The 19,438-nt window shown below is 70.6% G+C and carries 24 protein-coding genes, 1 tRNA gene and 1 riboswitch; of the genes, 8 read left to right on the plus strand and 17 right to left on the minus strand.

Going from position 1 to position 19,438, the window contains the following annotated elements; genetic code table 11:
* Positions 1 to 89: 89 nt before the first annotated feature.
* Entirely contained in the window at positions 90 to 893 is an 804-nt protein-coding gene (locus tag ACFQ8C_RS13765) for an ABC transporter permease (protein ID WP_383456182.1), read from the minus strand.
* A 157-nt stretch (positions 894 to 1,050) separates the two neighbouring features.
* Between ACFQ8C_RS13765 and ACFQ8C_RS13770 the strand changes: the two genes are divergently transcribed.
* Entirely contained in the window at positions 1,051 to 3,201 is a 2,151-nt protein-coding gene (locus ACFQ8C_RS13770) for a transglycosylase domain-containing protein (RefSeq protein WP_383456102.1), read from the plus strand.
* A 4-nt stretch (positions 3,202 to 3,205) separates the two neighbouring features.
* Here the strand turns inward: ACFQ8C_RS13770 and ACFQ8C_RS13775 are convergent, their stop codons facing one another.
* From ACFQ8C_RS13775 to ACFQ8C_RS13785, 3 genes are all read right to left on the minus strand, one after another.
* The gene (locus ACFQ8C_RS13775) at positions 3,206 to 3,526 is read right to left on the minus strand and encodes a multidrug efflux SMR transporter (protein WP_030497525.1); all 321 of its coding nucleotides are present in this window, start codon (positions 3,524 to 3,526) and stop codon (positions 3,206 to 3,208) included.
* A 32-nt stretch (positions 3,527 to 3,558) separates the two neighbouring features.
* A riboswitch (guanidine-III (ykkC-III) riboswitch) is annotated at positions 3,559 to 3,631 on the minus strand.
* A 43-nt stretch (positions 3,632 to 3,674) separates the two neighbouring features.
* Positions 3,675 to 4,010: a co-chaperone GroES gene (locus ACFQ8C_RS13780; RefSeq protein WP_031011657.1), complete on the minus strand. Its 336-nt coding sequence runs from the start codon at positions 4,008 to 4,010 to the stop codon at positions 3,675 to 3,677.
* 24 nt (positions 4,011 to 4,034) lie between these two features.
* Positions 4,035 to 4,355 (minus strand): DUF3618 domain-containing protein, encoded by a 321-nt coding sequence (locus tag ACFQ8C_RS13785; protein ID WP_383456105.1) that lies wholly within the window; start codon positions 4,353 to 4,355, stop codon positions 4,035 to 4,037.
* A 125-nt stretch (positions 4,356 to 4,480) separates the two neighbouring features.
* Here ACFQ8C_RS13785 and bcp point away from each other — a divergent pair, with 125 nt between their 5' ends.
* Complete coding sequence (bcp, locus tag ACFQ8C_RS13790; protein ID WP_360603447.1) at positions 4,481 to 4,948, plus strand: thioredoxin-dependent thiol peroxidase; 468 nt, start codon at positions 4,481 to 4,483, stop codon at positions 4,946 to 4,948.
* Positions 4,949 to 5,172: 224 nt separating this feature from the next.
* A tRNA-Leu gene (locus ACFQ8C_RS13795) sits at positions 5,173 to 5,256 on the plus strand.
* Between the two features lie 47 nt (positions 5,257 to 5,303).
* Here ACFQ8C_RS13795 and rdgB read toward each other — a convergent pair.
* From rdgB to ACFQ8C_RS13815, 4 genes are all read right to left on the minus strand, one after another.
* Complete coding sequence (gene rdgB, locus ACFQ8C_RS13800; RefSeq protein ID WP_383456108.1) at positions 5,304 to 5,912, minus strand: RdgB/HAM1 family non-canonical purine NTP pyrophosphatase; 609 nt, start codon at positions 5,910 to 5,912, stop codon at positions 5,304 to 5,306.
* An 8-nt stretch (positions 5,913 to 5,920) separates the two neighbouring features.
* Complete coding sequence (locus ACFQ8C_RS13805) at positions 5,921 to 6,310, minus strand: hypothetical protein (protein WP_383456111.1); 390 nt, start codon at positions 6,308 to 6,310, stop codon at positions 5,921 to 5,923.
* A gap of 137 nt (positions 6,311 to 6,447) precedes the next feature.
* Positions 6,448 to 7,179 (minus strand): ribonuclease PH, encoded by a 732-nt coding sequence (gene rph / locus ACFQ8C_RS13810; RefSeq protein ID WP_383456114.1) that lies wholly within the window; start codon positions 7,177 to 7,179, stop codon positions 6,448 to 6,450.
* Positions 7,180 to 7,284: 105 nt separating this feature from the next.
* A complete protein-coding gene (locus ACFQ8C_RS13815) occupies positions 7,285 to 7,518 on the minus strand; it encodes a glucose PTS transporter subunit EIIB (protein ID WP_030760915.1) in 234 nt (77 codons plus the stop codon).
* A gap of 237 nt (positions 7,519 to 7,755) precedes the next feature.
* On the opposite strand from ACFQ8C_RS13815, the gene ACFQ8C_RS13820 reads away from it, so the two are divergent.
* Together ACFQ8C_RS13820 and ACFQ8C_RS13825 are read left to right on the plus strand one after the other, a co-directional pair.
* Entirely contained in the window at positions 7,756 to 9,054 is a 1,299-nt protein-coding gene (locus tag ACFQ8C_RS13820) for a PTS transporter subunit EIIC (protein ID WP_383456117.1), read from the plus strand.
* Between the two features lie 311 nt (positions 9,055 to 9,365).
* Positions 9,366 to 10,631, plus strand: a complete 1,266-nt coding sequence (locus tag ACFQ8C_RS13825; RefSeq protein WP_383456120.1) for a PTS transporter subunit EIIC — start codon at positions 9,366 to 9,368, stop codon at positions 10,629 to 10,631.
* 113 nt (positions 10,632 to 10,744) lie between these two features.
* Here the strand turns inward: ACFQ8C_RS13825 and ACFQ8C_RS13830 are convergent, their stop codons facing one another.
* The gene (locus tag ACFQ8C_RS13830) at positions 10,745 to 11,497 is read right to left on the minus strand and encodes an MBL fold metallo-hydrolase (RefSeq protein WP_383456123.1); all 753 of its coding nucleotides are present in this window, start codon (positions 11,495 to 11,497) and stop codon (positions 10,745 to 10,747) included.
* 206 nt (positions 11,498 to 11,703) lie between these two features.
* On the opposite strand from ACFQ8C_RS13830, the gene ACFQ8C_RS13835 reads away from it, so the two are divergent.
* Positions 11,704 to 12,204 (plus strand): type II toxin-antitoxin system PemK/MazF family toxin, encoded by a 501-nt coding sequence (locus ACFQ8C_RS13835; protein WP_383456126.1) that lies wholly within the window; start codon positions 11,704 to 11,706, stop codon positions 12,202 to 12,204.
* Between the two features lie 19 nt (positions 12,205 to 12,223).
* On the opposite strand, the gene ACFQ8C_RS13840 is transcribed toward ACFQ8C_RS13835, so the two are convergent.
* The 7 genes from ACFQ8C_RS13840 to clpS form a co-directional block, all read right to left on the minus strand.
* Positions 12,224 to 13,174, minus strand: a complete 951-nt coding sequence (locus ACFQ8C_RS13840) for a PLP-dependent cysteine synthase family protein (protein WP_383456128.1) — start codon at positions 13,172 to 13,174, stop codon at positions 12,224 to 12,226.
* Between the two features lie 4 nt (positions 13,175 to 13,178).
* Positions 13,179 to 13,457 carry a MoaD/ThiS family protein gene (locus ACFQ8C_RS13845; protein ID WP_383456131.1) on the minus strand — a complete coding sequence of 93 codons (279 nt, stop codon included), beginning with the start codon at positions 13,455 to 13,457 and terminating at the stop codon, positions 13,179 to 13,181.
* A 103-nt stretch (positions 13,458 to 13,560) separates the two neighbouring features.
* The gene (locus ACFQ8C_RS13850) at positions 13,561 to 13,677 is read right to left on the minus strand and encodes a putative leader peptide (protein WP_383456133.1); all 117 of its coding nucleotides are present in this window, start codon (positions 13,675 to 13,677) and stop codon (positions 13,561 to 13,563) included.
* A gap of 84 nt (positions 13,678 to 13,761) precedes the next feature.
* Positions 13,762 to 14,187: a Mov34/MPN/PAD-1 family protein gene (locus ACFQ8C_RS13855; RefSeq protein WP_383456134.1), complete on the minus strand. Its 426-nt coding sequence runs from the start codon at positions 14,185 to 14,187 to the stop codon at positions 13,762 to 13,764.
* A 75-nt stretch (positions 14,188 to 14,262) separates the two neighbouring features.
* On the minus strand, positions 14,263 to 15,699 hold the full coding sequence (locus ACFQ8C_RS13860; protein WP_383456135.1) for an amino acid permease: 1,437 nt from the start codon (positions 15,697 to 15,699) through the stop codon (positions 14,263 to 14,265).
* A gap of 312 nt (positions 15,700 to 16,011) precedes the next feature.
* A complete protein-coding gene (locus tag ACFQ8C_RS13865; protein ID WP_383456137.1) occupies positions 16,012 to 16,593 on the minus strand; it encodes a DUF2017 domain-containing protein in 582 nt (193 codons plus the stop codon).
* Entirely contained in the window at positions 16,593 to 16,898 is a 306-nt protein-coding gene (clpS, locus tag ACFQ8C_RS13870; protein ID WP_282695576.1) for an ATP-dependent Clp protease adapter ClpS, read from the minus strand. The genes ACFQ8C_RS13865 and clpS overlap by 1 nt, the downstream gene beginning before the upstream one ends.
* A gap of 100 nt (positions 16,899 to 16,998) precedes the next feature.
* On the opposite strand from clpS, the gene ACFQ8C_RS13875 reads away from it, so the two are divergent.
* Both ACFQ8C_RS13875 and ACFQ8C_RS13880 read left to right on the plus strand, forming a co-directional pair.
* The gene (locus ACFQ8C_RS13875) at positions 16,999 to 18,327 is read left to right on the plus strand and encodes a nicotinate phosphoribosyltransferase (protein ID WP_383456141.1); all 1,329 of its coding nucleotides are present in this window, start codon (positions 16,999 to 17,001) and stop codon (positions 18,325 to 18,327) included.
* A gap of 108 nt (positions 18,328 to 18,435) precedes the next feature.
* A complete protein-coding gene (locus ACFQ8C_RS13880; RefSeq protein ID WP_383456143.1) occupies positions 18,436 to 19,035 on the plus strand; it encodes a nicotinamidase in 600 nt (199 codons plus the stop codon).
* A 76-nt stretch (positions 19,036 to 19,111) separates the two neighbouring features.
* Here ACFQ8C_RS13880 and ACFQ8C_RS13885 read toward each other — a convergent pair whose 3' ends face one another.
* Positions 19,112 to 19,423, minus strand: coding sequence for a hypothetical protein (locus ACFQ8C_RS13885; RefSeq protein ID WP_383456146.1), 312 nt, complete (start codon positions 19,421 to 19,423; stop codon positions 19,112 to 19,114).
* Between the last annotated feature and the right edge of the window lie 15 nt (positions 19,424 to 19,438).

Raw genomic sequence — 19,438 nt, forward strand, 5'->3', positions numbered from 1 at the left:
TACGGGCCTCGCCCGTGCCCGTGCCGTGCGCGTCCCCGGTACCGGCCTCGTCGGCGCCCGTCTCGGACGGCTCTCGTGTGCGCGGCAGCTCAGCCACCCTGCACCACCACCTTCCGCGTGGCCGCGGCCTGTGCCGCCCGACCCGCCGCCAGCAGCACCGCGAGCCAGCCGAGCTGGAAGCCGTACGCCCGGGCGAGGCCCGAGCCGTCCCCGTACCGGCCGAGGTAGACGTCCGCCGGCACCTGGAGCAGGGCCGCCCACGGCAGCGCGCGGGCCACCTCCCCGAGGGCGCCGGGGAAGACGGTCAGCGGGAGCAGCATCCCGGAGAAGAAGAGGCCGCCCAGCCAGGCCACCTGGACCACGCCCTGGCCGTCGAGCAGCCAGAACGCGCTCATCGCGACGAGGTACCAGAGCGCGAACGAGACGAGCGAGCCGAGCGCCACCGCGAGCAGGAAGGCGGCCCAGCCGGCCGGACCGTCCGGAAGGGTGAAGCCGAAGGCGAGCGCGCCGATCAGGAGGGGGACGGCGCCGCGGCCGAGCAACTGGTAGGCGGAGCGGCCCGCGTTGGTCGCGCACCACCAGCCCTGGAGGTCGACGGGGCGGTAGAGGTCGACGGCGATGTCGCCGGTCCTGATCCGTTCGATCAGCTCGTCCTCGAAGCCGCCGCCCATCATGCCGCAGACGGTGATGAGGGCCTGGCCGATCCAGACGTAGGCGAGGGCGTCGGCCATGGAGTAGCCGCCGAGCGTGGGCCGTTCGGCCCACAGGGCGATGTAGGTGTACGAGAGGACGAAACCGAAGACCGTGTTGGTGAAGAGGCCTGCCAGCGTGGCCACCCGATAGGTGGCGTGGCGCCGGAAGCCACCCGCGGCCACGGTCGCGTACAGCCGCAGCATGGAGCGTCCCTTCGAAGGGTGTGCGGAAAACGGACGAAGCGCACGACCCTAGTGGTCCCCGACACCGCGTCGCGAGCGGATTTCCCGGCCGATTCCCCTCGCCCACCCCTCACCTTCGAGAGTTTCGCCCGCTTTATGTGCACTATGTGATGCCATGTCCCCTTCTGTACGTTCCGCCTCGCCCGCCGCGCCACCACCGGACGATCCGGGCTGGGCACCGAGGGACCCCACCCTCCCCTCGCCGCGCGCGGGCGCCCGGCCCCGGGCCTCGCTCCCCCGCCGCCTCCTGCGCGCCACCGCCTGGCTGCTCCTGCTCGGCGCGCTCCTCGTCGCCGGGGCCTTCGTCGCCGGATACCTGCTGGTGTCCATCCCGGCCGCCAACGCCACCGCCGTCGCCCAGTCCAACCTGTACCTCTACCGCGACGGCACCGTCCTCGCCCGCGACGGCGAGGTCAACCGCGAGAACGTCCGCCTCGACCGGATCCCGCTCACCGTCCGGCAGGCCGTCCTCGCCGCCGAGGACCGCGACTTCCACACCTCCCGCGCCGTCGACCCCAAGGCGATGGTCCGCGCCGCCTGGAACACCGTCACCGGCAAGGGCCGCCAGTCCGGCTCCACCATCACCCAGCAGTACGTCAAGAACTACTACCTGGGCCAGGAACAGACCCTCACCCGCAAGGCCAAGGAGTTCTTCATCGCGATCAAGCTGGAGCGCGAGAAGACCAAGGACGAGATCCTCCAGGGCTACCTCAACACCAGCTACTTCGGCCGCAACGCCTACGGCGTCCAGGCCGCCGCCCACGCCTACTACGGCAAGGACGTCGAACGCCTCGGCACCGCCGAGGGCGCCTACCTCGCCGCCCTCCTGAAGGCCCCCAGCGCCTACGACGTCACCACCCACCCCGAGAACCGCCCCGCCGTCCTCGCCCGCTGGGGGTACGTCCTCGACGGCATGGTCAAGGAAGGCTGGCTCGCCCCCGGCGAACGCGCCGCCCTCCGCTTCCCCGACCCGCAGACCGCCCGCCCCTCCACCGGCCTCTCCGGCCAGCGCGGCTACCTCGTGCAGGCCGTCGAGGAGTACCTCACCGGCCGCGGGATCGTCGACGAGAAGACCCTCGCCGGCGGCGGCTTCCGGATCGTCACCACCCTCGACCCCGACCGCCAGGCCGCGCTCGTCCGTGCCGTCGAGGACCGCGTCACCCACCGCCTCGACCCGGCCGCGAACCCCGCCGACCGGTACGTACGGGCCGGGGCCGCCGCCGTCGAACCCGACACCGGCCGCGTCGTCGCCCTCTACGGCGGCGTCGACTACACCGAGCAGTACGTCAACAACGCCACCCGCCGCGACTACCAGGTCGGCTCCACCTTCAAGCCCTTCGTCTTCACCGCCGCCGTGCAGAGCGGCGCCCAGACCCAGTACGGCGAGCCCATCACCCCGTACACCCTCTACGACGGCACCGACCGGCGGCCCGTCGAAGGCTGGTCCGGCACGCCCTACGACCCCGCCAACGAGGACGGCGAGAGCTACGGGGAGATCCCCGTCAGCGCCGCCACCGACCTCTCCGTGAACGCCGTCTACGCCCAGATGGCCGTCGACGTCGGCCCCGCGCACGTACGCCGCACCGCCGTCGCCCTCGGACTGCCGGCCGCCACCCCCGACCTCACCGCCTCCCCCTCCATCGCGCTCGGCCCGGCCACCGCCAGCGTCCTCGACATGGCCCAGGCGTACGCGACCCTCGCCGCGCACGGCAGGCGCGAGGACCACACCCTGGTCGCCGCCCTCTCCCGCGACGGGGAGCCGCTGCCCCTGCCGTCCGCCGAGCCCCGGCAGGCCGTCGGCCGCGAGGCCGCCGACACCACCACCGCCGTGCTGCGCGGCGTCGTCGAGACCGGTACGGGCACGGCCGCGCAGGCCGCGGGGCGCCCCGCGGCCGGCAAGACCGGCACGGCGGAGGACGACAAGGCGGCCTGGTTCGCCGGCTACACCCCCGAACTCGCCACCGTCGTCGCCCTGATGGGCCAGGACCCCGAGTCCGGCGCCCACGAACCGCTGTACGGCGCCCTCAGCCTCCCCCGCGTCAACGGCGGCGGCCCCCCGGCCGAGATCTGGGCCCGCTTCACCCGCGAGGCCCTGGCGCGCACCCCCGTACGCGACTTCGACCTGCGCCTGATGCCGGGCGCGGAACTCCCCGACGTACCGCCGACACCGGACGGGCTGGAGGAGGCCGGGGAGGAGGGGTACGAGACGGGCGAGGCGGGCCCGGGACCGGCGAAACGCCCGGGCGGCAAACGCCCCGCCCACTGACGGCCTAGTGCCCCGAGGTCGCCTTCAGGCCGACGACGGCGACGAGCAGCAGCACGACGAAGAAGATCCGGGCGGCGGTCGCCGGCTCACCCAGCACCACCATGCCGAGCACCGCCGCACCGGCCGCGCCGATGCCGACCCAGACGCCGTAGGCGGTACCGATGGGGAGGGTCTTCGCGGCCTGCGACAGCAGCACCATCGAGGCGACGATCCCGGCCGCGGTGAAGACGCTGGGCCAGAGACGGGTGAAACCCTCGGTGTACTTCATCCCGATCGACCAGCCGACTTCGAGCAGACCGGCGACGATCAGAAGAACCCAGGCCATGACGAGACACCTCCGCGAGACGGAACGGGAAAGGTGCGTCGTCTTTTCGGATGACCCGGTACGGCGCGTCTCGTCGGGGTCCCCCCAGCCTAGCAAGGAAGAGGCGAAGGCCCTGGTGACACCGGTCACCAGGGCCTTCGCACACGCTCTACAGGTACAGCCCGGTCGAGTCCGAGCTCTGGAACCGGTCCGCCGCCACGGCGTGCAGATCCCGCTCCCGCATCAGTACGTAGGCCACGCCCCGCACCTCCACCTCGGCGCGGTCCTCGGGGTCGTACAGCACGCGGTCGCCGATCTCGACGGTCCGGACGTTCTGCCCGACCGCGACCACCTCGGCCCAGGCCAGACGGCGGCCGACCGCGGCGGTCGCCGGGATCAGGATCCCGCCGCCGGAGCGCCGCTCCCCCTCCGGGGAGTCGGTGCGGACCAGGACCCGGTCGTGGAGCATCCGGATGGGCAGCTTGTCGTGGGTGTTCTCGCTCACGGGAACGAACCTACCGGCCCCGGCTCAGCCCTTGCGCTTCCGGGACGAGCTCAGCAGCAGCCCGACGACGGCGACGGCGACGATCGCGGCCGGGACCACCCGCTCCAGGCGCGGAGCGCCCTCCTCGTCGACGAAACGTGCCTTCACGTCGGAGACGACACGGTTCACGGCGACGAACGCCCGCCCGGCGGTCTCGTCCACAGTCGAGGCGACCCTGGCCTTGGCGTCTCCGATGATCGTCTTCGGATGCATCCGAATGCCGATCTCGTCGAGCGTGACGGCGAGCTGGTCGCGCCGGCGGACGATGTCCGCCTCGATCTGCGCAGGGGTCCTGGCGTCCGACACCGCGCTGCCTCCGTAGTCGTGTTCTGGTCGTTGGTGGACAGTCTGTCAGTTCCGCCACCGGGAGGCCGTCCCCGACCCCCATTAGGCTCATGACGTCAGCGCACACCCCCCGAGGAGAGCGAGCCATGAGCGAGCGACTGCAGCCCGGCGACACCGCCCCCGCCTTCACCCTGCCCGACGCGGACGGCAACGAGGTCTCCCTCGCGGACCACAAGGGCCGCAAGGTCATCGTCTACTTCTACCCGGCCGCCCTCACCCCCGGCTGCACCAAGCAGGCCTGCGACTTCACCGACAACCTCGACGTGCTGGCCGCCGCCGGCTACGACGTCATCGGCGTCTCCCCCGACAAGCCGGAGAAGCTCGCGAAGTTCCGCGAGAAGGAGAACCTCAAGGTCACCCTGGTCGGCGACCCGTCCAAGGAGGTCCTGGAGTCCTATGGCGCCTTCGGCGAGAAGAAGCTCTACGGCAAGGTCGTCACGGGCGTCATCCGCTCCACGGTCGTCGTCGACGAGGAGGGCAAGATCGAGCACGCCTTCTACAACGTCAAGGCCACCGGTCACGTAGCCAAGATCATCCGCGACCTGGGCATCTGAGCCGTCCCGGACCCGCGCGACCTGGGCATCTGAGCCGTCCCGTCCCCGACGGACCCGCACCCCCGCCGTCGGGCGCGGGCCCGTCCGGGACCGGGGCGACGACCGGCGCGGGAACCCCCGCTCGTCGTGCCCCAACCGCCCTGCGGTCACCGACACCTGGGTCGGGGCGGGAAGCGTCGTACCTCTTAGGCGGACAGGACGTCACCGGTAGCATGGCGGGGCGAGCGGCCGTTGCTGAATGGTATAAGCGGAGGTTTTAGGTGCCTCTGGGCGTTTCGCCCATGTGGGTTCGAATCCCATCGGCCGCACGACGAAGGGCGCTCCGCCACCGGGCGGAGCGCCCTTCTCGCCGCCCTCAGCCCAGCAGTTCCCGGACCACCGGGGCGAGGGCGCGGAAGGCCTTGCCCCGGTGGCTGATGGCGTTCTTCTCCGCCGGGGTGAGCTCCGCGCAGGTGACCTCGTGGCCGGCCGGCTGGAGGATGGGGTCGTAGCCGAAGCCGTTGGTGCCCGCGGGCTCGTGGCGGAGGGTGCCTTCCATGCGGCCTTCCACCACGCGTTCCGTGCCGTCGGGGAGGGCCAGGGCGGCCGCGCAGGCGAAGTGGGCGGCGCGGTGCTCGTCGGCGATGTCGCCGAGCTGGGCCAGGAGCAGGTTCAGGTTGGCCTTGTCGTCGCCGTGGGTGCCGGCCCAGCGGGCGGAGAAGATGCCGGGGGCGCCGTTCAGGACGTCCACGCAGAGGCCGGAGTCGTCGGCGACCGCCGGGAGGCCCGTCGCCTGGGCCAGGGCGTGGGCCTTGAGCAGGGCGTTCTCCGCGAAGGTGACGCCCGTCTCCCGGACGTCGGGGATCTCGGGGTACGCGTCCGCGCCGACGAGTTCGAGGTCGAGGCCCGCGTCGGCGAGGATCGCGTGGAGTTCGGTGATCTTGCCCGCGTTGCGGGTGGCGAGGATCAGGCGCTGTCGGGTCATGCCCCCGATTATCCCGGGGTGCAGACCTTGCCGATCTCGGTGGCCGCGTCGGTGATGGGCGTGATGTCGGGGGTGGTGTCGCCGTTCTTGACCGCGCCGCGGACCGTGTCGACGCCCTTGGTGAGGTCGTCGACCGCCTTCGACAGGTCGGCGTTGTCCGTCGTGTTCTTGAGGTTGCCCAGCTCCGTGGAGATGGAGTTCAGGGACTCCTCGATCTGCGTGACGTCGTTGGAGGCGTTGGAGACGGCCTGCTGGAGGTTGCTCACCGAGGTGGCTATGGCGTCGGCGGTCTTCACACAGTCCATCGCCTTGTCGAGGGCTCCGCAGCCGGTCAGGGCGAGGGTGGTCAGCGCGGCCGCCGTGGCGACGGCGAGACTGACGGTACGACGGCGCTTCACTTTCGGGTCCTCCCCGGGTTGCGTATGGATCAACGGGGCGCACGGTACGGCCGTGCGCCCCTTTCCGTAAAGGACGCAGCCCTGGGGAGGCCAGTTGCTCAGGGTTTTCCCCGAGCCGACCCCTAGGGGGTGGGTGTTCAGAGGGTGGCGTCGAGCGCCTTGCGCTGGAGGTCGGCCAGGTCGGCGCAGCCGGCGGCGGCCAGGTCGAGGAGGGCGTTGAGCTCGGAGCGGTCGAAGGGCTCGGCCTCGGCGGTGCCCTGGACCTCGACGAAGCGGCCGTCGCCGGTGCAGACGACGTTCATGTCGGTGTCGGCGCGGACGTCCTCCTCGTAACAGAGGTCGAGGAGCGGCACGCCGCCGACGATGCCGACGGAGACGGCGGAGACCGTGCTGGTGAGCGGCTTGCGGCCGGCCTTGACCAGCTTCTTGCCCTGCGCCCAGGCGACGGCGTCGGCGAGGGCGACGTACGCGCCGGTGATGGCGGCGGTGCGGGTGCCGCCGTCGGCCTGGAGGACGTCGCAGTCGAGGACGATGGTGTTCTCGCCGAGCGCCTTGTAGTCGATGACGGCGCGGAGCGAGCGGCCGATGAGGCGGGAGATCTCGTGGGTGCGGCCGCCGATCTTGCCGCGGACGGACTCGCGGTCGCCTCGGGTGTTGGTGGAGCGGGGGAGCATGGAGTACTCGCCGGTGACCCAGCCCTCGCCGCTGCCCTTGCGCCAGCGGGGGACGCCCTCGGTGACGGAGGCGGTGCAGAAGACCTTGGTGTCGCCGAAGGAGATGAGGACGGAGCCCTCGGCGTGCTTGCTCCAGCCGCGTTCGATGGTGACGGGGCGGAGCTGTTCGGGGGTACGGCCGTCGATGCGAGACATGGGACGAGCCTAGCCGTTCCCGCGTCGCGGACCGGTCCGTCTCCGGGTACGCACGAGGGCCCGTTCCCCTGCCGGAACGGGCCCTCGTCAGCTGGTGTCAGCTGCTCACATCATGTCTTCGATCTCGGCGGCGATCGGGTCCGCGTCGGTGCCGATGACGACCTGGATGGCGGTGCCCATCTTCACGACGCCGTGCGCGCCGGCGGCCTTGAGGGCGGCGTCGTCGACGAGGCTGGCGTCGGCGACCTCGGTGCGCAGGCGCGTGATGCAGCCCTCGACCTCTTCGATGTTGTCGATGCCGCCGAGCCCGGCGACGATCTTCTCAGCCTTGCTGGCCATGTGTCTCTCCCTGTCCGTTCTGTTCGCGGGACACGCGAATCTCGGCGCACCGACGGTCCGCTTGGTCACGTTAACCCACGGTTGGCCCAACTTCGCGAGCGAGTGCCGCCGTTCTGCCGAATGATGACGATCACCGGCGGCCTGTCCTCAGTGGGCTCCCGGAGCCTACCGCAAGTGGTCTACACCAGTGTGCAACGAGACGCGACCCCGGGGCGTTCCGGGGCAGGGAGGTCGCCGATGAGTACGGACAGCGCCGCGGCGCGGCCGCAGAAGTCCCTGTGGGGCAATCTCTTCCAGGGTCTACAGAAGATGGGGCGCAGCCTTCAGCTCCCCATCGCCGTACTGCCGGCCGCGGGCATCATCAACCGGCTCGGTCAGCCGGACGTCTTCGGGGCCGACGGCCTCGGCTGGGACAACGTCGCCAAGGTGATGGCCGGCGCGGGAGGCGCGCTGCTCGACGGCAGCCTCGGCCTGCCGCTGCTGTTCTGCATCGGTGTCGCGATCGGCATGGCGAAGAAGTCGGACGGTTCGACCGCGCTGGCGGCGGTCGTCGGCTTCCTCGTCTACTACACGGTGCTGCGCCAGTTCCCGAAGGACTGCCCCGAGGGCACGAAGGACATCGGTGGCGGCTGCCTCGGCGTCGACGACTCCTTCGCGGGCTACACGTACCAGAACCCGGGCGTCTTCGGCGGCATCGTCATGGGTCTGCTCACCGCGTACCTGTGGCAGCGGTACCACCGGACGAAGCTGGTCGACTGGCTGGGCTTCTTCAACGGCCGCCGCCTCGTCCCGATCATCATGACGTTCGTGGCGATCGCCTTCGCCGCGATCTGCCTGTGGATCTGGCCGCCGATCGGTGACGCCCTGGAGAGCTTCAGCGACTGGCTGGTCGGGCTCGACGAATGGGGTGCGGGCATCTTCGGCGTGGCGAACCGGGCGCTGCTCGTCATCGGCCTGCACCAGTTCCTGAACGTGCCCATCTGGTTCCAGTTCGGCACGTACGAGAAGCCGGACGGCACGGTGGTCCACGGTGACATCCCGATGTTCCTGGCGGGCGACCCGAACGCCGGCCAGTTCCTGACGGGCTTCTTCCCGATCATGATGTTCGCGCTGCCCGCGGCGGCGCTGGCGATCACCCACTGCGCGAAGCCCCACCGGCGCAAGGAGGTCGGCGGTCTGATGCTGTCGGTGGCGCTGACCTCGTTCGTCACCGGCATCACGGAGCCGCTGGAGTACTCGTTCCTCTTCATCGCGCCACTGCTGTACGCGGTCCACGCGGTGCTGACCGGTGTCTCCATGGCGGTGACCTGGGCGCTCGGGGTGAAGGACGGCTTCAGCTTCTCGGCGGGTCTGATCGACTACGTGATCAACTGGAACCTGGCCACGAAGCCGTGGCTGATCATTCCGATCGGTCTCGCCTTCGCGATCGTGTACTACGTGATCTTCCGGTTCGCGATCACCAAGTTCGACCTCCAGACCCCCGGGCGCGAGCCGGACGAGGTGGGCGAGGAGATGGAGCGCGACAACGTCAAGTGAGGTGATCCGACGGCGTCACGCGGCGCCGCGGCCACCCGGTCGAGTCCGACCGTTCCGGGGCTTTCGAACCCCTCGGCGGGAGTGCGGAAAGGCCCCTGGACCTCCTGGTCCGGGGGCCTTTTGTCACGCCTTCATCACTATGCCCCCGCGCCCAAAATTCGAAGGTTCCTTATCTAAGTCTCACGTGCTACAACTGGTCTACACCACTCATTGGTGTAGACCACGCGGTCCAGACCACCGCGTTCCACGAGACGCCGCCGTCCCCCCGTATCACTGTCCTCTGGCGGCGCCTTGCCTACTGGAGGAAGTTGATGAGTACGGCCACCGCCCAGGCCGCCGCTCCCGCCAAGAAGCGCGGATCCGGCCTGTTCCAGGGCCTGCAGAAGGTCGGTCGCAGCCTGCAGCTGCCGATCGCCGTGCTGCCGGCCGCGGGTATTCTGCTCCGTCTCGGCCAGGCCGACGTCTTCGGCAAGGACGGCCTCGGCTGGGACAAGGTTGCCTCGGTCTTCGCCACCGCCGGTGGCGCGGTCTTCGACAACCTGCCCCTGCTCTTCTGTATCGGTGTCGCCATCGGCTTCGCCAAGAAGGCGGACGGCTCCACCGCTCTCGCCGCCCTCGTCGGCTTCCTGGTCTACAGCAACGTGCTGAAGGCCTTCCCCGTCACCGAGGCCGTGATCAACACGACCGCCAACAAGGGTGTGGACGTCGCCGCGACGTACAACAACCCCGGCGTCCTCGGCGGCATCCTGATGGGTCTGCTCTCCGCGGTGCTGTGGCAGAAGTTCCACCGCACCAAGCTGGTCGACTGGCTCGGCTTCTTCAACGGCCGCCGTCTCGTCCCGATCATCATGGCCTTCGTCGGCACCGCCGTCGGCGTGGTCTTCGGTCTGGTCTGGGAGCCCATCGGCAACGGCATCTCCAGCTTCGGCGAGTGGATGACCGGCCTCGGTGCCGGTGGCGCCGGCCTCTTCGGTCTCATCAACCGCGCGCTGATCCCGGTCGGCATGCACCAGTTCGTGAACACCGTCTCCTGGTTCCAGATCGGTGACTTCACCAACGCCGCCGGCGAGGTCGTCCACGGTGACCTCAACCGCTTCTTCGCCGGTGACCCGAGCGCCGGAATCTTCATGTCGGGCTTCTTCCCGATCATGATGTTCGGCCTCCCGGCCGCCGCGATCGCCATCGCGCACGCCGCCCGCCCGGAGCGCCGCAAGGCCGTCATGGGCATGATGCTCTCGCTCGCGCTGACCTCCTTCGTCACCGGTATCACCGAGCCGATCGAGTTCACCTTCATGTTCATCGCGCCGGTCCTGTACGCGATCCACGCGGTCCTCACGGCGATCTCGATGGCCGTCACCTGGGCGTTCGGTGTCCACGCCGGCTTCACCTTCTCCGCCGGCGGCATCGACTACCTGCTGAACTGGAGCCTCGCGACCAAGCCGTGGATGATCATCCCGATCGGCCTCGTCTTCGCGGGCATCTACTACGTGCTGTTCCGCTTCGCGATCACCAAGTTCAACCTCCCCACCCCGGGCCGTGAGCCCGAGGAGGAGGTCGAGGACCTCACCAAGGCGTGAGCCCTCCCCGCACGAAGGGAGACCCCCGAGCCGCACGGCTCGGGGGTCTCCCTTTTTCGTACGTCCTCGTACGGAGGAGGCTCAGACCTCGTCCGTCCTCGTACGGAGGAGGCTCAGACCTCGTAGACCGCGCCCGCCTTCGCCAGTTCCGCCGGGCCGTCGTAGACCTCGCGGGCGTCGGCGAGGTTGCGCTCGCCGTCGGTCCACGGGGGGATGTGGGTGAGGACGAGACGGCCGACGTCGGCGCGGGTCGCGTGGGCGCCGGCCTCGCGGCCGTTGAGGTGGAGCTCGGGGATGTCCTCCTTGCCGTGGGTGAAGGAGGCCTCGCAGAGGAAGAGGTCCACGCCGTCGGCGAGGGAGTGCAGGGCGTCGCAGACGCCGGTGTCGCCGGAGTACGCGAGGGAGCGCCCGCCGTGCTCGACCCGGATGCCGTACGCCTCCACCGGGTGGCACACCTTCTCGGTGCGGATGGTGAAGGGGCCCAGCTCGAAGGTGCCGGTCGACAGGGTGCGGAAGTCGAAGACCTCGCTCATCGAGGTCGGCGAGGGGGTGTCGGCGTACGCCGTGGTCAGGCGCTGCTCGGCGCCCTCGGGGGCGTACACCGGGAGGGCGTCGCAGCGGCCGCCCTCGTGCCGGTAGTAGCGGGCGACGAAGTAGCCGCACATGTCGATGCAGTGGTCCGCGTGGAGATGGCTGAGGAAGATCGCGTCCAGGTCGTACAGGCCGATGTGGCGCTGCAGCTCGCCGAGGGCGCCGTTGCCCATGTCGAGGAGCAGCCGGAAGCCGTCGGCCTCGACGAGGTAGCTCGAACAGGCCGATTCCGCGGACGGGAACGACCCGGAGCAGCCGACGACGGTGAGCTTCATAGGAGCGTGAACCTCCGTGTACGGGTGCGGTCAGGCACGCAAAGGGGAGGGGGAGGCCGTGCGGTCAGACGAGCGTAAGGCGCACGGGGGCCCGTCGCTCCTTCGTGGCGGCCCGTTGTGGGCGAACTCACGGGCTCTGTCACCGGTTCGGATGGACGGCGGGGCGCGGCGGCGCGGTGCGGGCCGCGCCGGTAACGTCATGGGGTATGGACACGTCGTGGTGGCCCGCGCTGGTCGCGGTCGTGGTGATCGCGCTGGTGGTGGCGGTGGCCGGGGGCCGGACGCGGACGCGCTCGTCGACCCGGACCCGGCCGCCGGGACGGACCCGCCCGCCAGCCCGGCCGTCCGCGCGGAAGCCGGGTGCGCGGAAGCCGGGTGTGCGGGTGCCGGGTGCGCGGGTGCCGCGGGCCGGCGAGATCTGGTGGGCCGAGGTGCCGTACGAGGACGGGCCCGGGTCCAAGGACCGGCCGTGTCTGGTGCTGTCGGTACGCGGGGAGAACGCGCTGGTCGCGAAGATCACCAGCAAGTACCACGACGAGCGGCCCGGGGTCATCGCGCTGCCGCCGGGGGCGGTGGGTGACGCTCGGGGCCGGGCCAGTTTCCTGGAGACCGACGAGTTGCGGGACGTGGCGCTCGGCGGGTTCCGGCGGTGGGTCGGAGAGGCGGACCCGGTCGTGTGGGACCAGGTCCGCCATCTCGCGCGCTAGCGGGGCGAGGGGTGTCGGCCTAGGCCCAGAGCTGGCCCTGGACCGCCTCGATCGCCTCTTCCGTCGTCTTGGCCGTGTAGAGGCCCGTCGAGAGGTACTTCCAGCCGCCGTCGGCCACGACGAAGGCGATGTCCGCCGTCTCGCCGGCCTTCAGGGCCTTGTTGCCGACGCCGATGGCCGCGTGGAGGGCCGCGCCGGTGGAGACGCCCGCGAAGATGCCCTCCTGCTGGAGGAGTTCGCGGGTGCGGGTGACGGCGTCGGCGGAGCCGACGGAGAAGCGGGTGGTGAGGACGGAGGCGTCGTAGAGCTCGGGGACGAAGCCCTCGTCGAGGTTGCGGAGCCCGTAGACGAGGTCGTCGTAGCGCGGCTCGGCGGCGACGATCCTCACGTCGGGCTTGTGCTCGCGGAGGTAGCGGCCGACGCCCATCAGGGTTCCCGTCGTGCCGAGGCCGGCGACGAAGTGGGTGATGGACGGGAGGTCCGCGAGGATCTCCGGGCCCGTGGTGGCGTAGTGGGCGCCCGCGTTGTGCGGGTTGCCGTACTGGTACAGCATCACCCAGGCCGGGTTCTCGGCCGCGAGCTCCTTGGCGACGCGTACCGCCGTGTTGGAGCCGCCCGCCGCGGGGGACGAGATGATCTCCGCGCCCCACATGGCGAGCAGCTGCCTGCGCTCCTCGCTGGTGTTCTCGGGCATGACGCAGACGATGCGGTAGCCCTTGAGCTTGGCGGCCATGGCCAGCGAGATGCCGGTGTTGCCGCTGGTCGGCTCCAGGATGGTGCAGCCGGGGGTGAGCCGGCCGTCCTTCTCCGCCTGCTCGATCATGTGGAGCGCGGGGCGGTCCTTGACCGAGCCGGTCGGGTTGCGGTCCTCCAGCTTCGCCCAGATGCGGACGGAGTCCGAGGGCGAGAGCCGGGGGAGGCGGACGAGCGGCGTGTTGCCGACCGCCGCCAGCGGGGAGTCGTAGCGCATGGGATCAGACCATGCCACCGGCGACGGCCGGCAGGATCGTGACGCTGTCGCCGTCGGTCAGCTTGGTCTCGATGCCGTCCAGGAAGCGGACGTCCTCGTCGTTGAGGTAGACGTTGACGAAGCGGCGGAGCTTGCCGTCGTCCACGATGCGGGCCTCGATGCCGGCGTGGCGGGTCTCCAGGTCGGCGAAGAGATCGGCGAGGGTCGCTCCGCTGCCTTCGACGGCCTTCTCGCCGTCGGTGTAGGTGCGGAGGATGGTCGGGATGCGGACCTCGATGGCCATGGTCGTGGGCTCCTGTCGGAAGACTCGTACGTGACGTGGTGGGCGCGCTGCTGGGGCCCCCGCGCGGAGGGGGGTCGTACGTGAGGTGCGCTCGGCCGGTCGCTCAGAGCGCAGCGCGGGACGTACAGATCGCGCCGGCGACGCGGCACAGGTCGACGTGCAGGCGGGTCACGAGCAGCACGGTGCCCGGAGTCTCTTCGCTCACGTCGTGGGAAACCATGGGCTCATCGTATCGATTCCCGGTCCGGGTTTCGGAATGTGATCTCAGATGCTGGATGTTTTCCGACCGCCTGCCGGACAGGTCCTACTCGTACGCCTCCACGACCTTGACGTCCTCCTCCGTCACGACGCCCTCGACGATCGTGTACGAGCGGAACTGGAAGGGCCCCGCGGCGTCGGCGTCGGCCGTCGAGACCAGGACGTAGTGGGCGCCCGGCTCGTTGGCGTAGGTGATGTCGGTGCGGGACGGGTACGCCTCGGTCGCGGTGTGCGAGTGGTAGATGATCACGGGCTCCTCGTCCCGGTCGTCCATCTCGCGGTAGAGCTTGAGGAGGTCGGCGGAGTCGAACTCGTAGAACGTGGGCGAGCGCGCCGCGTTGAGCATCGGGACGAACCGCTCGGGGCGGCCGGAGCCGACCGGGCCCGCGACCACGCCGCAGGCCTCGTCGGGGTGGTCCGCCCGGGCGTGTTCCACGATCCGGTCGTACAGGTCTCGGGTGAGGGTCAGCATGCCGACAGGATAAGCAGACGGGCCGCCCCGTACCGAGGAGTGGTACGGAGCGGCCCGGATGCCGGGACGGCGGGGTCAGGAACGCTTGGCGAAGGCGGCGCCCTCGGGGTTGCGGGCCTTGAGCACCAGGTAGGCGACGGCGAGGAGGAGACCCCAGACCGGGGCGCCGTAGAGGGCGACGCGGTTGCCCTCGTCCATGCCCATGGTGACGACGACCAGGCCGATGAAGGCGAGGGCGAAGACGCTGGCCCAGATGCCACCGGGGGCCTTGAAGGAGGACTGGGGCAGCAGCCCGCGGTCGGCCTTGAGGCGGTAGCGGATCTGGCAGACCAGGATCATGATCCAGGCCCACATGCCGGAGATGGTGGCGAAGGAGACGACGTAGTTGAAGGCGTCGCCGGGCCACTGGTAGTTGATCCAGACGCCGACCATCATCAGCGCGGCGGAGAAGGTGGTGCCGACGAGCGGGGTGCCGCTCTTCGTCAGCCGGGTGAAGAGCTTCGGGCCCTGGCCGTTGAGCGCGAGGTCGCGCAGCATGCGGCCGGTGGAGTACATGCCCGAGTTGCAGGACGAGAGGGCGGCCGTGAGGACGACGAAGTTGACGATCGCGGCGCCGGCCTGGAAGCCCATCTCCTCGAAGGCGGCGACGAACGGCGAGACGCCGGGCTTGAAGTGGGTCCACGGGACGACCGACAGGATCATGATCAGCGCGCCGACGTAGAAGACGGCGATGCGCCACGGCACGGTGTTGATGGCCTTGGGCAGGACGGTCTTCGGGTCCTTCGACTCGCCGGCGGTGACGCCGACCAGCTCGACCGCGAGGAAGGCGAACATGACCATCTGGAGGGTCATGAGGGTGGAGACGATGCCGTCCTCGCCGGCGAAGAAGCCGCCGAGGTCCCAGAGGTGGGTGATCGAGGCGGTGTCACCGGCGTCGGAGAAGCCGAGGGTGAGGATGCCGGCGCAGATCAGGATCATGCCGACGATGGCGGTGACCTTGACCATGGAGAACCAGAACTCCAGCTCGCCGAAGAGCTTCACGGAGATCAGGTTGGCGCCGTACAGGATGATCGTGAAGACCAGGGCGGACAGCCACTGCGGGATGTCCCACCAGTACGTCATGTACGTGGCCGCCGCGGTGACCTCGGTGATTCCGGTGACGACCCAGAAGAGCCAGTAGGTCCAGCCGGTCACGAAGCCCGCGAAGGGACCGATGAACTCGCGCGCGTACTCCGAGAAGGAACCGGAGACGGGGCGGTACATGAGGAGCTCGCCGAGCGCCCGCATGATGAAGAAGATGACGAGGCCCGCGAGGGCGTACGCGAGGATCAGGCTGGGGCCCGCCTTGGAGATGCCCTTGCCCGCTCCGAGGAAGAGGCCGGTGCCGATGGCGCCGCCGATCGCGATCATCTGGATCTGACGGGCGCCGAGTGCCCGGTGGTAACCCTCGCCCGAGGCGGAGTCCGCGGCCTCACTGCCGTCGTGCTGCTTGTCGACCCGCACTGAGGTCATGGTGGTGCGCCTTTCTCCATGCTGATCCGCGCGACTGTGTCTGCTGCGGATCAGGTCCTGATCCCCCCGGATACGGATGGAGTGCCACCGGCGGTCAGCCGGCCGAAGCGCCCTCGGGAACAGGGGTGGCGTCCCCGAGCGGTCGTGAAGATTTATCACGGGGTGGGGGGTGATCGACGGAGATGAGTGTGGCGTGCACCACAAAAAAACAGGGACATAGAGGACTCAAGACGGCAAGGTGCCCGCTCTGGTAACGAGTTCGTTATCCGGATTTGAGCGTCCGCTGAGCGAACACCCCGTCTCGCCCGTCCCTCAGGACATCAGCGTCTCGACCAGTGACTCCTGGAGCGCGCCCAGCCAGAGGTACGCCATCACCATCGGCTTGCGCGGATCGCTGTCCGGCAGCCGGTAGAGCCGCTCGCCCTCCTCGTCCTCGGTGATCTCCAGGCGCGTGGCGATGGTCAGCCGCAGGTCGTTGAGGGTGCCGAGCCAGGCCCGGGACTCGTCCGGGGTCAGCTTGAGGAGCACGGACTCCTCGGGGCCCTCGGGGGCCAGCCCGTCCAGGGCGCGCACCACGGCGAGGGCGTCCTCGCGCTTGCGGGCCCGCAGGTCGTTCTCCGTGTAGCGCCGGAAGTCGGCCGCGGCGGACCGCAGCTCCTCGGTGTCGTCCCCGTACGCGTCGGGGAAGAGCCGGCGCAGGGCGGGGTCGGACGGCGGCTCGCTGGGACCCTCGGCGAAGAGGACGGCGAGCGGGTCGGCGTCCGCGTCGGGCTCGTCGCCCGGGCCGACCAGCTCCAGGAGCTGGACGGCGAGGGAGCGCAGGATGGAGACCTCGACCTCGTCGAGCGCGACGGCCGCCCCACCGCCCGGCACGGCCTCGAAGTGGCCGGCCATCAGCCGCGGTCCTGGGAGAGCGTGGCCCACAGTCCGTAGCCGTGCATCGCCTGCACGTCCCGTTCCATCTCCTCGCGGGTGCCGCTGGAGACCACCGCGCGGCCCTTGTTGTGCACGTCGAGCATCAGCTTGTGCGCCTTGTCCTTGGAGTAGCCGAAATACGTCTGGAAGACGTAGGTGACATAGCTCATCAGGTTCACCGGGTCGTTGTGCACGAGGGTGACCCAGGGGACGTCGGGCTCGACGACCGCGGAGACCTCCTCGGCCGACTCGGTCCGTTCGATCTCGATAGGCGCGATGCTCACTTACCTAATGCTGCCACCCGGGCCCCCCTGTCGCACAAACGGGGCACCCTCCGACCGCAGTATTCGTCAAACTGACGAATACTGCGCTAGCATCATCCCCATGAACGCTGCGGACCTTGGGCTCCCGGTGGACGTGCCGTCGACCGCGCTCTTCACCGACCAGTACGAGCTGACCATGCTCCAGGCGGCCCTCCGGGCCGGCACCGCCGACCGGCGCTCCGTCTTCGAGGTCTTCACCCGGCGGCTGCCCGAGGGGCGGCGGTACGGCGTCCTCGCGGGCGTCGGCCGGGTCCTGGACGCCGTCGAGAACTTCCGCTTCGACCCGGCCGTCCTCGGCTTCCTGCGCGAGCGGTCGATCGTCGACGAGCCGACCCTCCAGTGGCTGGCCGGATACCGCTTCTCCGGCGACATCTGGGGCTACCCCGAGGGCGAGGTGTACTTCCCCGGCTCCCCGGTGCTCCGCGTCGAGGGCTCCTTCGCCGAGTGCGTGCTCCTGGAGACGGTGATCCTCTCGATCCTCAACCACGACTCGGCCATCGCCGCCGCGGCCTCCCGCATGTCGGCCGCGGCCGGCGGACGCCGGCTGATCGAGATGGGCGCCCGCCGCACCCACGAGCTGGCGGCCGTCGCCTCCTCCCGCGCCGCCTACGTCGGCGGCTTCGACTCCACCTCCGACCTCGCCGCCGGCTTCCGCTACGGCATCCCCACCGTGGGCACCTCCGCCCACGCCTTCACCCTCCTGCACGACAGCGAGCGGGACGCCTTCCGGGCCCAGGTCGACAGCCTCGGCCGCGGCACCACCCTCCTCGTCGACACCTACGACGTCGCCGAGGCGGTCCGCACCGCCGTCGAGATCGCCGGCCCCGAGCTGGGAGCCGTCCGCATCGACTCCGGCGACCTGCTGCTCGTCGCCCACCGGGTGCGGGCGCAGCTGGACGAGCTGGGCGCCCGGGACACCAGGATCGTGGTCACCTCCGACCTCGACGAGTACGCCATCGCCTCGCTGGCCGCCGCGCCGGTCGACGCGTACGGGGTCGGCACCCAGCTGGTCACCGGCAGCGGCCACCCGACGTGCTCGATGGTCTACAAGCTGGTCGCCCGCGCCTCCTCGGCCGACCCGAAGGCGCCGCTCACCCCGGTGGCGAAGAAGTCGCTGGGCGGCAAGGCGTCCGTCGGCGGCCGCAAGTGGGTCGCGCGCCGCAGGGACGCCGACGGCGTCGCCGCGGCCGAGGTCATCGGCACCGGACCGGTCCCGGACGCGCTCGCCGCCGACCAGCTCCTGGTGGAGCTGGTGAAGGGCGGCGAGGTGGTGGCCCGGGAGCCGCTGGAGGCGGCCCGCGCCCGGCATATCGCGTCCCGCGCCGGGCTGCCGATGTCGGCGATCCAGCTGTCGCGCGGCGAGCCCGTGCTGCCGACCGAGTACGTCTGAGGCCGCCCGGGGACGCCCCCTCCCTATCCGGAGGGGAAGTCTCTAGGCTCGGTCCCGTCCCTTCCGCCCGCCCGCCCGAGGCCTTCCGACCACCCGAGGACACCCGCCATGCACCGCGCACTGATCGTCGTGGACGTACAGAACGACTTCTGCGAGGGCGGCAGCCTCGCGGTGACGGGCGGCGCGGACGTCGCCGCCGCCATCACCGAGCTGGTGGGCGAGGCGACGGGCTCCGTCTACCGGCACGTCGTCGCCACCCGGGACCACCACATCGACCCCGGGGCGCACTTCGCCCCGGCCGGTGAGGCGCCGGACTACGTCAGCTCCTGGCCGAGGCACTGCGTGGCGGGCACGGAGGGCGTCGGCTTCCACCCGAACTTCGCCCCGGCCGTCGCCGGCGGCGCGGTGCAGGCCGTCTTCGACAAGGGCGCCTACGAGGCCGCGTACAGCGGCTTCGAGGGGCGGGACGAGAACGGCGGGACGCTGGCGGGGTGGCTGCGCGAGCGGGAGGTGACCGAGGTCGACGTGGTCGGCATCGCCACCGACCACTGCGTCCGGGCCACCGCCCTGGACGCGGCCCGCGAGGGTTTCCGCACCCGCGTGCTGCTCGACCTCACGGCGGGCGTGGCCCGCGAGACCACCGACCGGGCGCTCGTGGAGCTCCGCGAGGCCGGCGTGGCCCTCACCGGCGAGCCGGTCGTCGGCTAGCCGGTCGCCGACTGCGGTCGCCGACTGCGGTCGTCGGCTGCGGTCGCCGGCTGCGGTCGCCGGCTGCGGTCGTCGGCTAGGCCGCGGGTGCCTTCGGCAGGGCCCTGGCCGGGTGCCACAGTTCCTGGGCGGCGCCCGGGGTGGATCGCCACAGCAGGCCGTCCGGGTGGTGGAGGACGGCCGTTATCTCGTCCGGGGTGGGCGGCTCCGCGTTCCCCCGCAGATAAACCGACCGCAGACCCAGGTTTCGCAGCCTGGTCAGGGCGCGGGCGCGGTTCGCGGCGTGGACGAGGAAGCGCACGGTGGCACCGTCGTTCGCCGGACTCGGCAGTCCTATCGCGACCACCACGCTGCCTCCCGGCAACTTGCAGAACCCTCCACCGGGCATGCGGAACCACTCCCC

The organism is Streptomyces sp. NPDC056503, assembly GCF_042794995.1.
Lineage (GTDB): Bacteria > Actinomycetota > Actinomycetes > Streptomycetales > Streptomycetaceae > Streptomyces.

Coding starts and splice junctions, on each gene's coding strand:
- ACFQ8C_RS13860 (WP_383456135.1), bottom strand. CDS start 15,699: ATGACCTCAGTGCGGGTCGACAAGCAGCACGACGGCAGTGAGGCCGCG.
- bcp (WP_360603447.1), top strand. CDS start 4,481: ATGAGCGAGCGACTGCAGCCCGGCGACACCGCCCCCGCCTTCACCCTG.
- ACFQ8C_RS13820 (WP_383456117.1), top strand. CDS start 7,756: ATGAGTACGGACAGCGCCGCGGCGCGGCCGCAGAAGTCCCTGTGGGGC.
- ACFQ8C_RS13770 (WP_383456102.1), top strand. CDS start 1,051: ATGTCCCCTTCTGTACGTTCCGCCTCGCCCGCCGCGCCACCACCGGAC.
- ACFQ8C_RS13830 (WP_383456123.1), bottom strand. CDS start 11,497: ATGAAGCTCACCGTCGTCGGCTGCTCCGGGTCGTTCCCGTCCGCGGAA.
- ACFQ8C_RS13835 (WP_383456126.1), top strand. CDS start 11,704: ATGGACACGTCGTGGTGGCCCGCGCTGGTCGCGGTCGTGGTGATCGCG.
- ACFQ8C_RS13815 (WP_030760915.1), bottom strand. CDS start 7,518: ATGGCCAGCAAGGCTGAGAAGATCGTCGCCGGGCTCGGCGGCATCGAC.
- ACFQ8C_RS13845 (WP_383456131.1), bottom strand. CDS start 13,457: ATGGCCATCGAGGTCCGCATCCCGACCATCCTCCGCACCTACACCGAC.
- ACFQ8C_RS13825 (WP_383456120.1), top strand. CDS start 9,366: ATGAGTACGGCCACCGCCCAGGCCGCCGCTCCCGCCAAGAAGCGCGGA.
- ACFQ8C_RS13880 (WP_383456143.1), top strand. CDS start 18,436: ATGCACCGCGCACTGATCGTCGTGGACGTACAGAACGACTTCTGCGAG.
- rdgB (WP_383456108.1), bottom strand. CDS start 5,912: ATGACCCGACAGCGCCTGATCCTCGCCACCCGCAACGCGGGCAAGATC.
- ACFQ8C_RS13840 (WP_383456128.1), bottom strand. CDS start 13,174: ATGCGCTACGACTCCCCGCTGGCGGCGGTCGGCAACACGCCGCTCGTC.
- ACFQ8C_RS13865 (WP_383456137.1), bottom strand. CDS start 16,593: ATGGCCGGCCACTTCGAGGCCGTGCCGGGCGGTGGGGCGGCCGTCGCG.
- ACFQ8C_RS13875 (WP_383456141.1), top strand. CDS start 16,999: ATGAACGCTGCGGACCTTGGGCTCCCGGTGGACGTGCCGTCGACCGCG.
- ACFQ8C_RS13775 (WP_030497525.1), bottom strand. CDS start 3,526: ATGGCCTGGGTTCTTCTGATCGTCGCCGGTCTGCTCGAAGTCGGCTGG.
- ACFQ8C_RS13885 (WP_383456146.1), bottom strand. CDS start 19,423: ATGCCCGGTGGAGGGTTCTGCAAGTTGCCGGGAGGCAGCGTGGTGGTC.
- rph (WP_383456114.1), bottom strand. CDS start 7,179: ATGTCTCGCATCGACGGCCGTACCCCCGAACAGCTCCGCCCCGTCACC.
- ACFQ8C_RS13850 (WP_383456133.1), bottom strand. CDS start 13,677: ATGGTTTCCCACGACGTGAGCGAAGAGACTCCGGGCACCGTGCTGCTC.
- ACFQ8C_RS13855 (WP_383456134.1), bottom strand. CDS start 14,187: ATGCTGACCCTCACCCGAGACCTGTACGACCGGATCGTGGAACACGCC.